We start from the raw sequence: 11,710 nt of genomic DNA on the forward strand, positions 1-11,710 counted from the left end.
CGGTTGGCTTGCGTGGCGGCCGTTTCGAACGCCGGTCTGAGTACGCGTACTCTGTCGCGCCCCCGGGCAAGGTCGGCAGGCTCGTCCGCATGACGGCAAAGTCCATGAACATGAGCGAGCGCGTGAGCCCGCGGGCCATAGGCCTGCGCATGAGCCCGCGCCACGAACTGAGCCCCATAAATCCGCGGAACCTGCTGACGTCCCTGCCCGGCAGCCCGCCCCTGCGGCGCTGGGTGACGCGCCTACTGGGAGCGGGCCTCGCGACGGCGGCGTACCTCCTCTGCCTGCCCTGGGACCTGCGCAACCGCCCCGAGACGCCGGGTGCGATCAACGAGACGTCTCCGGTGACGGCACTCGGCATCACCGGCCTGGCGCTCACGATGCTGGTCCTCGCTGCCTACTTCGGCTTCCGCGACCGCCTCGTCCTTGCGCTGCTGCTGGTGGCCGGCCCGCCGGCGACGCTCCTGTACGTCTCCTTCGACGCCCACCCGGAGCCGGACGCGGCGATCCTGCCGCTGCCGCTGGTGTGGGGGCTCTTCGCGCTGGTGATGGGGGCGGGGGTGCTGGCCGTCGCGGGCTTCGCACGACTGTTCAGGGACAGTGAGGCCTGAAGGGGCCGTGCCGTGAGGCCTGAACGGTCCCGCGGGAGGCAGCGGTGGGGGTCAGACCGAGGCTGCTGTCCGGCGGCGGTCGACGAAGGCCCAAGAGGCGAGCCCCACGCCCCCCGCCACGCCGAAGACCGCGGGCCAGGCCCCGATCTTCTTGGCGAGCGGGTGCGACCCGGCGAAGGCGGCGACGTACGCGGTGCTGAGCGCGGCAGCGGTCTTCGGCCCCGCGTTCTGCCGCCACTGCTGAGCGGCGGCGGCTCCCGCGGCGGCGAGTACGACCCCACCAAGAGGCCGCTTCTTGGTCCACCGGGCGACGGCGAACCCTCCGACGAGCCCACTGGCGGCCACTGCTGCTGCCGGTACCTTCGTCACGCCTGCCTCGCTTCCACGGCTCCGCCGCCGGCTCCCGCCACGGCTTCCACCGATACGCCCTCATGCGCCCACAATGCGCCTTCGGCCCGAGGCTAACGCGCCGGGAAAGCCTTGCGGCGATGGGGTCTGCGCCGCGTAGGTTGGTGCGGGTGTGCGCTGCGTCCGCGCGGCGCGTGCGACAGCGCCGCCGACGAGAGACCGATAGTAGAGATGACCGCGCGAACCACTGCCCGTACCCGAACCGCCCTGGTCATCGGGGGTGGCATCGCCGGCCCGGTGGCGGCGATGGCCCTGCACAAGGCGGGCATAGAGGCAACGGTCTACGAGGCGTACGACGCGACGGGGAACCCGGCGGGGACCTCGACGGCGAAGTCGGCGCCGGGCGGCGGTATGACGATCGCGCCGAACGGCCAGCAGGCGCTGGAGACGATCGACGCGGCGGAGACGGTACGCGCCATCGGCACCCCGGTGACCGCCCTGGGCCTGCGCAGCTGGACGGGCAGGCACCTGGCCCAGCTCGCCCCGCCCGAGCACCTCCCCGCCACGCGCTTCGTCTGGCGCACGGAACTGCACGAGGCGCTGGCGGCGGAGGCCGCGCGCCGCGGAATCCCACTCCAGCGGGGCAAGCGCCTCCTCGACGCGACGGACACGGGCACGGGCGTGACGGCCCGCTTCTCGGACGGCTCACTGGCGAAGGCGGACGTACTGATCGGCGCGGACGGCTTGCGCTCGACGGTGCGGACCTTGATCGACCCGTCCACCCCGAAGCCGCACTACGCGGGCATGCTCACGTTCACGGCACGCGTCCCGAAAACGGAACTCCCTTCAACAGAGGGGGTGTTGTACATGTGCTACGGAAAGAGGGCGTACTTCGCCTATCGGATCCTGGACGACGCGTCGGCGGTCTGGTCGGTGAACCTGCCGCACCGCGAGCCGATGACGTCGGCGGAGGCGCAGGCGGTGGGCGCGGGGGAGTGGCTGAAGCGCCTGCGGGAGGCCTTCACGGACGACCGCACCCCGGCACCGGACCTCGTGGCGGCCACGGCCCCGGAGGATCTGCTGATCACGGGCCCCACAGAAACGATGCTTCCCCTCACCACCTGGAGCAGGGGCAGGATGACCCTGATCGGAGACGCGGCCCACGCGACGCCTCCCACATCGGGCCAAGGCGCATCGCTCGCCTCCGAGAGCGCGGTACAACTGGCCCGCTGTCTACGCGACTTGCCCCCGGGCAGGGCCTTCAAGGCATACGAGTCCCTGCGCCGCCCCCGAGTGGACCGCATCCTGAAACACACGACAGCCACCGCGACGGCCACCTCAGCAGCAGCCAGAACAGCCACCCCCAAGCCGGCGGGCCCCTTCAGCCGGGCACTGAGGGACGCCCTGCTGCCGGTGGCAACGAGGGTCGGCGGAACCGGGGGAGCGGTATGGGGGACGTGGCAGTTCGACCACCGGATCGACTGGGACGAACGGGTGGAGTAGCCCCTGCTGCGGGCCTGTCGACTCAGGGTCGCGGTACGTCCCGTATGGAGGCGACGAACCCGGCCCAGGCACGCGGCTCAACGCCGAAGCGCCTGTCAGCGGGCCGCTTCGAGTCGCGCACGAACACCTGATCGCTCACAACGGCGACCTCCACACACTCGGTCTCGTTGGCCCCGCTGTAGGACGACTTGAACCACACCAGTTCATCGGCAAGAGCACGCTCGGTACTGATGCTGCTGCTGGTCATTGAATCTCCTCGCGAACTCGGCGGATAAGGGCGGAAGACGTACCCATGTCCAAGGCTTCTGCGCGGAGATAGTCGAACGCGAGTCGGTATCTGTCCAGCTCCTCATCCTTCTCCATGAAGATCGATCCGACGTGGAGATCGACATAGACGACGTCGAGCGTCGTCTCCTGACCGCCCAGGATCACGAAGCTGCCGAGGGCGGCGCCGAGAGCCCCCTGAGAGAAAGGGAGCACCTGGAGGGTGACGTGAGGTGACTCGTTGGCTTGCAGCAGCCGGTCCAGTTGATCACGCATGATGGCGGGCGATCCCACGATCCGCCGAATGACGGACTCATCGAGGATGGCCCAAAGGCGCGGCGGCTTTGGCCGGGTGAGGATCTCCTGGCGCTTCATGCGGATGTCGACGAGACGCTCGATGTCCTCCGGGGTGCGCTCTATCTCGTTCGCCAGTTGCAGGGCGGCGGAGTAGGCCCGGGTCTGGAGCAGTCCGGGGACGTAGACGCAGGAGAAGTGATCCTCGCGTACGGCTTCATCTTCGAGCGTGAGCAGCAGGTTCATGCTCTCCGGGATGGAGTCCGCGAAGGACCTCCACCAGCCCTGCTGCTTGGCATCCTTGGCCAGCCCGACCAGGGCATCCCGCTCAGCGTCGGTGGCCCCGTATTCACGGCAAAGCGCCTCCACGACAAGCCACTTCACGGGCCCCTCGCGCATCTCGTAGCGACTTACGGTCGCCTTGGATACGCCGACCCGCGTACCGGCCTCTTCCAGCGTCAGCCCCTTGCGGGCCCGGAGCTTGCGCAGGGTTGCGCCGAGCTGGCGGCGGCGGGTGGTGGCCCTCGCTGGCACGTCGGTTACCTCCTCGGCGGAGCGGGCGCCGTGCTCGCTGGCCGCAACCAGGCTATGCAGCCCGGAAGTTGATGCTCCACCGGATTCACTCGATGGATTCTCGTGAGAAGTTACATGGCGAGACTTCTCACTGCCATACTCGGCGTCACGAAGGCTACGCAGCGTCGCCGCTCGGTTGCGGTGGGCGCAGCGCTGACGTGGCCAGAGAGGGAGTCTCGCCATGTCCTTCTACGAAGAAAACGCACCTCAGCTGCGGTGTGTACTGCCATTTGAGGCGGTGCCTACGGAGCTGCGGCTGCTGCGGCAGACGGTCCGGCGCATGCTCGGCCGCTGGGGCGCCGGAGCCGTCGCCGACGAGGCCGAGCTGGCTGTCACTGAGCTGGCGACGAACATCATCAAACACGTGGGGGAAGGGTCGGCAGCGACCCTCGTCCTGGAGTCGAGGGCAGGCCGGCTCAGGGTGGAACTCCACGACAAGAGCCACACCGTGCCCATGGTGAGAGCTGAGGACTGCGCGGTGGAGTGCGGTAGGGGCCTTCACCTGCTCTCGGCGATGAGCCTGGACTGGGGCACCCTGCTCACTGCCTCGGGCAAGGCTGTGTGGTGCGAGCTCTCGCTGGAGCCCGCGCGGCACTGCGTGCGGGTCCAGCGGGCGACGGCGGTGCTCGACGAGTACCGGCGGCTTTCCGGTGCTAGCTCGGCGGTCGTGCCGACGTACGTCGTGCTGGAGGCGTCGGTCACCGACGTCATCGCCGACCTGCTGCACTGGCTCGCCGTACAGGGCAGCGACCCTGACGACGTACTGGATCGGGCCCAGGCCCTTTACGAGTCGGAAGCGGAGGCGGCGTGAGAGTCGTCGGGCGGGAATGTGCGGATCAGCGCCCTGAGTGCGTCGGGTGTGCGCCAGGATTCGCCGCGGAAGCTCTTGTGACACATGCGGTGGCAGTTAGCGCACAGGAAGGCGAGATCTTCGAGCCTGGTCTCGGTTGGTCCGGAGATGTGGAGAGGCAAGGTGTGGTGGACCTCGATGTAGCCCTCGCCCAAAGCACCGTAGAAACGCGTGAAGTCAAAGGAACAGACCTCGCACCGTATGACCTGGCCTCGGCGCTCGGCCTGCTGGATTTTGCGCTTGCGGAGACCGGGGCTCCGCTCCCGGTGCAGGGCCCACCGAGCCAGAAGCCGTCCCTCGCGCGCCGTCGATTCCCCGTCCTCGCCGGCCTCGTCGGGCTGCGGAGGTATTCGGTGGAGCTCCCCGGATCCGATGCCTTGACGGATCGCTTCCGCCGCGGCAGCCATCTCCGTCGGGTGCGCCAAGAAGTCGCTGACGACCTCTTTTGTCGGGCGGCCACCCCTCGTCGTGGCCCCAGCATGGCTGGGGTGGGCGGTCGCGATGTCCGTCGTTTTGCGGCTGACGCTATTGGGCGAGCGGAATCGGGGGTCGTTGGCGGCCGCGTCCCGGTTGGTCGGAAGCGATCGAAGCAGATCGGACAGCTCGAGCACGCCCTCGTCACCTTGGCGCAGCTCGTGCCAGCCGTTCTGCACGACGAGCTCGCAGGCCAGCAGCAATTCATCCCGGGTCCAGTCGATGCGCGCCATGAGTCATACCGTATGAACGTTCGGCGTTGCGGAAGGGGCGTTCAGCGAACTGTGGAACTTGCTGCACACTTGGTCAGGTCTCGTTGTCAGTGGGGTCTGTCACCCTCTGTGATGGTGGTGCGCGCAGAGTGCCCGCCACTGCACATCTGTAAGGAGGGGGCATGACCCACATGAATGAGCCTGAGCACGTCTACACCTCTGTGGAGATCTGTGCTGGAGCGGGTGGGCAGGCCATTGGTCTGCATCAGGCCGGGTTCAGGCACCTCGCGCTTGTGGAAATTGATCCACATGCAGTGGACACGCTCCGAGACAACATTGAGAGACACGATGCGTGGCGCTGGGAGAGGGAGCACTGTGATGTCCTGCCGCCTACAGACGTCAAGGATTTTAAGCCCGCCAGGGATCTGAAGAAGAGCGGCGAGCTGCTGAAGGCCCAAGGCCTGGATCTTCTCGCAGGTGGCGTGCCTTGCCCCCCGTTCTCACACGCTGGCAAGCAGCTCGGCAGGGACGACGAGCGTGATCTCTTCCCGCGGATGCTGGAGCTCGTAGAGGAGCTCAAACCGCGTGCGGTGTTGATCGAGAACGTTCGCGGGATCATGGATCCGAAATTCGCCGACTACCGCGACTGGATCCTGGCCAAGCTCCAGAGTGGCACCTACCGGGGGGAAGACGGAGAGCAGGCATACGACCCAGGGCTTGGGTACACAGTGTGCAAGTGGGGTGTTCTGGAGGCCAGCGACTTCGGTGTCCCGCAGCTCCGTCCGCGCGCCATCCTCGTAGCTATCCGCAATGAGGTTCTGAAGGACGTCAAGTACGAGTGGCCGACCCCGTCCCATGAAGATCCTGTCAGCGTTGCGAAGAGCCTCGAGTTGTCCATGCTCGAGCGGTACGAGCCATACTTCGAAGGGCGTTACGCCGAGCGCGCTCGCGATAGCTATAGCCGCTGGTACGCGCAGGCAAACAAGCGCGACGAGGAGCTCAAGGGCAAGGGCGGCGGCATTGCGCCTACGCTCGTTGGCGGATCGAAGAAGCATGGCGGCGCCGACCTCGGGCCCAGCCGGGCCAAGGCTGCGTGGAAGCAACTGGGGGTCTCAGGGCTTGGTGTTGCCAATGATCCTGACACGTCCAAGAAGAAGGAAACCGAGGGGCGTGACCTTTTCGGGCCAGATGGGCCGATGCTCACGGTGAAGCAGGCCGCGATTATTCAGGGCTTTCCGCCGGGGTGGAATTTTGACGGCGGCGTGAAAGACGGCAAAAAGGCTGCCGGTAAAACGGCGCAGTACCGACAGGTGGGCAATGCCTTCCCGCCTCCTGTGGCCAAAGCGGTCGGCGCGTCCATCCTGGACGTTCTCAAGGCTGCACGGGATCGTGACCGGGACAAGAGTTGATCAGCCGTCTTCCTTGCTCACGCGGGCACTAGCGCGGCGTCGCTCGACCTCTGCGGCGATGTGGGCCGCGCACTTGTCCGCTGGCTCGTGCTCCCAGAAACGGAGCACGAGCCATCCGGCCTCTGTGAGGCGCTGGTCAGTGTCTCGGTCGCGTGCCACATTCCCTGCGACTTTGTCTGACCAGTAGCCGGTGTTGGTCTTTGGCGAAACGTAGTGCTCGGGACACCCATGCCAGTAGCAGCCGTCGACAAATACGGCGACTTTCGCTGGGCGGAAGACGAGATCCGCAGTGCGACGCAGTCCGGGGAGTGGTTTGGCGGCTACTCGGTATCGGAGCCCTTGAGCATGCACAAGTCTGCGGATCAGCTGTTCCGGCTTGGTGTCCCGGCTGCGAATGGCCTGCATATTGCGGCGCCGTGCGGCGGAGGAAGCCCAGGACCCTTCAGGAGGTGTCCAGCTGCCGTCTTCCGGCGGTGGGAGAGATTTGTTCATTCTGTACTGATCACCAGTTAGCCAAGGTTGGTGCGAGATCTTCGTATGCCAACAGACGCCCTTGACCGATGCACTCCGCGAGGTCGTCCTGCTGCTGCCTGCTGCCAACGGCCTCCACTGCCTGCTTCAGCGCGTCGAGCGCGATGTGGTACACGGCGTCGACTTCCCCTGTACCCCGGGCAATCGCGGCGATGCGGCTGGGCATCGGCTCGGCGGTCACGGCGACAAGATGCGGCAGCCTGCCCCGCCTGTGACGGATCATCTGCAGGAACTCGTGGCGTACGTTCTGAACGCGGTCGGACCTGATGGTCCACTTACAGGAGACAGCTGCGTGCAGGAAGGGCGGTACGGCATCTTGCGGTGAGGCCTGCGTGCGTCCCACCGTAACGTCGGGCCTGATCAGGTAATCGAGGCCCAGATCGGCTCGCAGCGCGGGGTTTTCGCGGACTGCTCTGGCGATTTTCCGCAGATGTCGGTACTGCATGAAGTCAGCCACGACCTTCTTGTGGTCGATGTGCCAAGTGTGGGAGGGAGATGACTGCTGCAGAGCATTTCTCAGGTCGCGGCAGACCGCGAGTTCCAGGGCAGGGCCCAAGCTCTTGGGCGTGTCTGGTAGCACCCTCTCTTTTTCGAGGCCCAGAGCATCGAGTATGCAGCGCGCCAGCTCCTTAGAGGGCGTGCTGTTGGTATCAGCGCTGTTGGGTACAGGCCTCTCGGACTTTTCGATTTTCTTCCAGCCAAGAAGATCGGTCGCGAACGTGGCGCTCATCCTATGAAGGTTCCTCTACTTGGTGTGAGAGGGAAGTTGCGGAGCCATCTCTGGCATGTCTCCTGGCAGTGCCACGACCCATTCCTGCCCGCCGAGAATGGCACGAGGCAGGTTGCCATGATGCTCCCGTGCCCGAGCCACACGCACGCTGACGAACTCGCCCTCCTTCGGGACGCTGATCCTGAGCTGCTCCGCGACTCCGCGGTGACTGTCGTAGTCCCCCATGATCAGGATCCCTTCGGGGGCCAGAGAAGACCGGGCACCGCCGTTCCCCCGCACTCGCTTCATGTAGTCCTTCTGCTGTGCGACCGTACGTACGACGTTCCGGCCGATGCGTCGCTTCTGCGCTCGCCGGAAGAGTTCGTTCAGGCGCTGTTGGCCGGAGGCGGAGGCGAAGACCGCCGCGCGGTCGTGCGGATCCATGTGCAGGAGTACGTTCTCAGGCAGCTCAGCGTCCCGCCAGAGCCAGTGAATCCTGTCTCGATGGGCAGCTTTGACCGTCAGCTTCAAGTCACGGTTGTTCCCGACATTCAGCCACTCACGCCGTATACGTAAGAGCCCCGCGCTCCACCTGCTCTGGTAGTCGTCTGCCCAGACCAGCAAGCACAAGTGCCCCATCGCTTCCGGGGGGATCATCCACCCGCCGAACTGCTGGGAGTACTTGCAATCCACATCGATACCGGCGATCTGGTAGTCCATGGCGAGGCCGTCTTTGAACTTGAACTCACGCTGCAAGTTGATCTCGACCAGAGTGCCAGCATGCGTCTTTTCAGTCTTGAAAAGGGTTTTCCAGTCGTAGCGCCCAGTCACTTCGCCGTTGAGGAGCATGTCGATGGTGTCGCGGAGGACCGACGCGAATCGAAGCCCTTCCGGGTCGAGAGTTTGGATCGCCTTGGACACCTTGAGGAGTTCGGCATCTTGCGTCGCCGCCCCATCATGTGCGATGTGAGTTGCCGCTGTAACGTCGTCGTCGAATGGGAGCAATTCCCGTCTCCAGTCGCATAGTTGCCTTGGGTCGGCGTTGAGCGGCACCCGTGTCCACTGCCGTTGTGAGTCAGCTAGTGGCTGTCAATGATGGCGGCCTCGGGCAGGTTGGAGTCCTTGGCGCGGAAGCGGATGAGCTGGCGCTTGGAATCGATCGCTGCCTCCGGTGGGATGAGGGTGAAGGCGATGGTTACGTTGGCTGCACCGACCGAGCCTGCTGATACGGCGGATCGCACCTCGGCGTCCGTGGTGGCGTCGATCACCGGGTAGAGCAGTACAGCTCCGCGCTGCGGGCTCAGCTCTGGCGTGGTACCGACACTCACACTAGCGCCCGCATGATCGATCAACTGCTGCGCGTAGGCGCGGTGTTCCAGGCCTGAGATACGACCGAAGGCCGTCTTGCCTGCTTGGCGTTTGCGGCGGAAGACGGAGAAGGGTCCGTGCCCGAGGATCGTGGCCGGGATGCGGTGCCGCTCCGTGAGGTGAGGGGCGAGGATGAGCCAGTCTTCGACCTTTGCCAGGCGTCCGTCCAGCTGAGAGAGGTAGGTGAGGTGCGGCACAAACAGGTTTCTGTTCTCCCACTCCAAGCCGCCGAGTACCCCGAGCAGCTCTGCGTGCGGAACGACGGCGCTTGCTGCCCGGAAGGTGCGGGCCTGCCGTGACGTAGCGTCGGGAAGGAGTCGGCAGACGGTTGTGCCGCTGCCGCTCAGGGCCGCGAGGATCGTGCTCCAGCGTTCCGTGTTCCGGGCCGTTGCTCTGGGATCGAGAGGGTAGGCCGCTGGTTCAATGGGCTTGCCTGGTGACCGTACCTCTACCAACTCCGCATTGAACATCTTGTTCCGAGCGGCAGGCTTCAGCCACGGCAGGTGCTGTGAGACCAGGGGCGGCACCTGGGCGGGGGTCAGCTGTGGTTTTCCGTCGACTAGGTCCGCATATCTGGCTAGCTGTTCGCGGAACAGTTCCTCATCGCGGCACACCGCCTCGAACGCCTCGTACAGGTCGGCAGTCTTTTCCCGGCCATACGTTTCCTCCCGTCCGATGTACAGACGCACAAGATCCCGGTAACCGGGCCGGAAGCCGAACCAGCGACCCATCTGCATAAGCGTGTCCGCCTGCTGGGTGGTGCGTCGGTAGTAGGTGACTGTCAGACCCTCCACTGTGAAGCCGCGGGAGAGCTTCGTGCCGCCGACCAGGATCTTCCAGACGTGCGGGGTGCGGTCGAAGTCCAGGTCGAGTTGATCGAAGTACCTGTCTGTATTGCCGTTGACGACGATGACCGGCTTGCCGCCGGAGCCGATGAGCTGGCGGGCGCGACTCACATACGGGCGCAGGTCCTCGTACGAGGCAGGAGAGGGCAGCTCGGGGGCGCGGGCCTCGCAGACCGGGGCGAAGTCTGCCGACCATAGTGCGCCCAGCCGGGCATGGCCGGTGGTGGACGCATAACCGGCCTCGTGCCACATCGAGTTGATACGAAGGGCGAGATCGGCATGGTCGTCCGTCTTCACAGACTGGTGAACCAGCATCGTGTGGTGACGGAAAGGGCCTTCCGGAACTCCGTGCTCGGCCCGGTAAAGCTTCAGTGCGCCGGAGAGGACAAAGGCGTCCATCGCCTCCTGCAGATGGTCTCCGCCCTTCGTGGCCTCGTAGATGCTGCGTACATGGGCCTTCTCCTGAGAGTTGGCGTACGTACGCTCCTCGGGTGGCAGTGGCGAGGTCAGGTCGTGAAAGTCCTGGACGCCCATGTAGCCCATGGGCCGGGGCAGTGAGATCAGGAAGTCGGTGGGGAAGATGTCCTCGCCGTCACTCGGGTCGACGAAGACGTTGGCGAAGGGAGTTGCCGTGTAGCCGACGTACTGGGCGCGCGGCAGCAGGGTGAGGAGCTGGGATATCAGGCTGTTGATTGCCGTCCGCTCGGTTCGGCCCTGCTCCCACTTCTTCGGGTTCGAGGTGTTCACCGATGCCTGATCGGACTCGTCGTCGATGATCAGCGCGGGGATTTCGCCGAGCAGGCCGTGGATCTGCTTGAGGTCTTTGACGAGCTTGGTGAGGACCGACTTGTTCTTCTTCACGACCATGATGCGGGCCGCCGTGTGGTGCAGGTTCGCCGGGTCGTGCAGAGGGCGGGTCGGCTCGCGCTTCTCGAACTCGAGAGCACGGATGCCCTGGGCCAGGCTCTTGTAGTCGTTGTCACGTGTGGTCAGGCGCTCGATGTCGAAGGCGCCGCGCGCGGAAGGACGGCCCTCGTGACTCACGAAGTCGGGCCAGTCAGTGTCGTCCCCCACGTAGTCGATGCCGACGAGGCTGTCGACGTCGTCAAGATTCCCGCCACGCAAGATGTTTTCCTGGCCGATCAACTCCATGTCGAGGCGGCGCTGGGTCTGTGCCCGCAACATGTTCAGCGTGCCGCCCAGAACGATGACCAGTCGGTACCCGGCATCGATCGCCTTGGCTGTGACGCCCGTGAAGTTGGCGGTCTTGCCTGACTGGACGTACCCGACGACCAAGCCCTTCGCCTGGCGTGCGGCAGCCTGCTCGGGGTCGGTGAGGCGTTCGACGACGGCGTGGCTCGCCTCGTCCAGGCCGGCGATCGCGGCACCGGACCATCCTTTGGCGCGCAGCTTTCTCTCATACGCATGCCAGTAGAAGGCATGCGCCGACGCTCGTTCCTGGGTGTACCAGGGGGTGAACTCACGAGTGATTACTGTGGCTCCAGGTTCTTCCGAGACTCTGATCGCCTCGTCAAAGGCCTTGCACAGGTCTGGCCCAAACTGCAGCCGTTCGTACGCGGCTTCACGCCTGGCCCGCGTGCGGGGCGCGGTGTCGGCCGACCAGGAGGCCGACCGGGCGAAGTCCCAGGCGTTCAGGTAGCGGCTCCACAAAGCGAGCAGCGCCTCGTCGCCCGCGACGAGGCGCGACCGGAATGTCTC

Annotated in this window: 12 protein-coding genes; 4 read left to right on the forward strand and 8 right to left on the reverse strand. The window is 65.6% G+C overall.

Annotation, left to right across the window (positions count from 1 at the left end; genetic code table 11):
- The first annotated feature begins 89 nt into the window (after nt 1-89).
- Nucleotides 90-611: a hypothetical protein gene (locus ACQKIP_RS09515; RefSeq protein WP_365857388.1), complete on the forward strand. Its 522-nt coding sequence runs from the start codon at nt 90-92 to the stop codon at nt 609-611.
- Between the two features lie 51 nt (nt 612-662).
- Here ACQKIP_RS09515 and ACQKIP_RS09520 read toward each other — a convergent pair whose 3' ends face one another.
- Nucleotides 663-980 (reverse strand): hypothetical protein, encoded by a 318-nt coding sequence (locus ACQKIP_RS09520; protein WP_365857390.1) that lies wholly within the window; start codon nt 978-980, stop codon nt 663-665.
- A 210-nt stretch (nt 981-1,190) separates the two neighbouring features.
- On the opposite strand from ACQKIP_RS09520, the gene ACQKIP_RS09525 reads away from it, so the two are divergent.
- Nucleotides 1,191-2,462 carry an FAD-dependent oxidoreductase gene (locus ACQKIP_RS09525; protein WP_365857392.1) on the forward strand — a complete coding sequence of 424 codons (1,272 nt, stop codon included), beginning with the start codon at nt 1,191-1,193 and terminating at the stop codon, nt 2,460-2,462.
- Between the two features lie 22 nt (nt 2,463-2,484).
- Here ACQKIP_RS09525 and ACQKIP_RS09530 read toward each other — a convergent pair whose 3' ends face one another.
- Both ACQKIP_RS09530 and ACQKIP_RS09535 read right to left on the reverse strand, forming a co-directional pair.
- A complete protein-coding gene (locus ACQKIP_RS09530; RefSeq protein WP_365857394.1) occupies nt 2,485-2,709 on the reverse strand; it encodes a DUF397 domain-containing protein in 225 nt (74 codons plus the stop codon).
- Nucleotides 2,706-3,554, reverse strand: coding sequence for a helix-turn-helix domain-containing protein (locus ACQKIP_RS09535; protein ID WP_365857396.1), 849 nt, complete (start codon nt 3,552-3,554; stop codon nt 2,706-2,708). The genes ACQKIP_RS09530 and ACQKIP_RS09535 overlap by 4 nt, the downstream gene beginning before the upstream one ends.
- Nucleotides 3,555-3,774: 220 nt before the next feature.
- On the opposite strand from ACQKIP_RS09535, the gene ACQKIP_RS09540 reads away from it, so the two are divergent.
- Nucleotides 3,775-4,404 carry an ATP-binding protein gene (locus tag ACQKIP_RS09540; protein ID WP_427742697.1) on the forward strand — a complete coding sequence of 210 codons (630 nt, stop codon included), beginning with the start codon at nt 3,775-3,777 and terminating at the stop codon, nt 4,402-4,404.
- Here the strand turns inward: ACQKIP_RS09540 and ACQKIP_RS09545 are convergent.
- On the reverse strand, nt 4,377-5,150 hold the full coding sequence (locus ACQKIP_RS09545) for an HNH endonuclease (RefSeq protein ID WP_365857400.1): 774 nt from the start codon (nt 5,148-5,150) through the stop codon (nt 4,377-4,379). The genes ACQKIP_RS09540 and ACQKIP_RS09545 overlap by 28 nt on opposite strands.
- A gap of 170 nt (nt 5,151-5,320) precedes the next feature.
- Between ACQKIP_RS09545 and ACQKIP_RS09550 the strand changes: the two genes are divergently transcribed.
- Entirely contained in the window at nt 5,321-6,538 is a 1,218-nt protein-coding gene (locus ACQKIP_RS09550) for a DNA cytosine methyltransferase (protein WP_365858001.1), read from the forward strand.
- Here the strand turns inward: ACQKIP_RS09550 and ACQKIP_RS09555 are convergent, their stop codons facing one another.
- The 4 genes from ACQKIP_RS09555 to ACQKIP_RS09570 form a co-directional block, all read right to left on the reverse strand.
- Nucleotides 6,539-6,943, reverse strand: coding sequence for a very short patch repair endonuclease (locus tag ACQKIP_RS09555; RefSeq protein ID WP_427742698.1), 405 nt, complete (start codon nt 6,941-6,943; stop codon nt 6,539-6,541). It abuts the gene before it with no gap.
- A gap of 97 nt (nt 6,944-7,040) precedes the next feature.
- Entirely contained in the window at nt 7,041-7,799 is a 759-nt protein-coding gene (locus ACQKIP_RS09560; protein ID WP_365857404.1) for an NgoMIV family type II restriction endonuclease, read from the reverse strand.
- A 15-nt stretch (nt 7,800-7,814) separates the two neighbouring features.
- Nucleotides 7,815-8,783 carry a NaeI family type II restriction endonuclease gene (locus ACQKIP_RS09565; protein WP_365857406.1) on the reverse strand — a complete coding sequence of 323 codons (969 nt, stop codon included), beginning with the start codon at nt 8,781-8,783 and terminating at the stop codon, nt 7,815-7,817.
- 74 nt (nt 8,784-8,857) lie between these two features.
- Nucleotides 8,858-11,710, reverse strand: a 2,853-nt coding sequence (locus tag ACQKIP_RS09570) for a Z1 domain-containing protein (RefSeq protein WP_427742701.1), incomplete at its 5' end; no start/stop codon positions are given.

It is taken from the genome of Streptomyces sp. NPDC059900, assembly GCF_050270335.1.
GTDB lineage: Bacteria > Actinomycetota > Actinomycetes > Streptomycetales > Streptomycetaceae > Streptomyces.

What these genes read in the sequence shown, in the direction of transcription:
- ACQKIP_RS09515 (WP_365857388.1), top strand. Translation starts at nt 90, where the DNA reads ATGACGGCAAAGTCCATGAACATGAGCGAGCGCGTGAGCCCGCGGGCC.
- ACQKIP_RS09525 (WP_365857392.1), top strand. Translation starts at nt 1,191, where the DNA reads ATGACCGCGCGAACCACTGCCCGTACCCGAACCGCCCTGGTCATCGGG.
- ACQKIP_RS09530 (WP_365857394.1), bottom strand. Translation starts at nt 2,709, where the DNA reads ATGACCAGCAGCAGCATCAGTACCGAGCGTGCTCTTGCCGATGAACTG.
- ACQKIP_RS09540 (WP_427742697.1), top strand. Translation starts at nt 3,775, where the DNA reads ATGTCCTTCTACGAAGAAAACGCACCTCAGCTGCGGTGTGTACTGCCA.
- ACQKIP_RS09545 (WP_365857400.1), bottom strand. Translation starts at nt 5,150, where the DNA reads ATGGCGCGCATCGACTGGACCCGGGATGAATTGCTGCTGGCCTGCGAG.
- ACQKIP_RS09550 (WP_365858001.1), top strand. Translation starts at nt 5,321, where the DNA reads ATGAATGAGCCTGAGCACGTCTACACCTCTGTGGAGATCTGTGCTGGA.
- ACQKIP_RS09555 (WP_427742698.1), bottom strand. Translation starts at nt 6,943, where the DNA reads ATGCAGGCCATTCGCAGCCGGGACACCAAGCCGGAACAGCTGATCCGC.
- ACQKIP_RS09560 (WP_365857404.1), bottom strand. Translation starts at nt 7,799, where the DNA reads ATGAGCGCCACGTTCGCGACCGATCTTCTTGGCTGGAAGAAAATCGAA.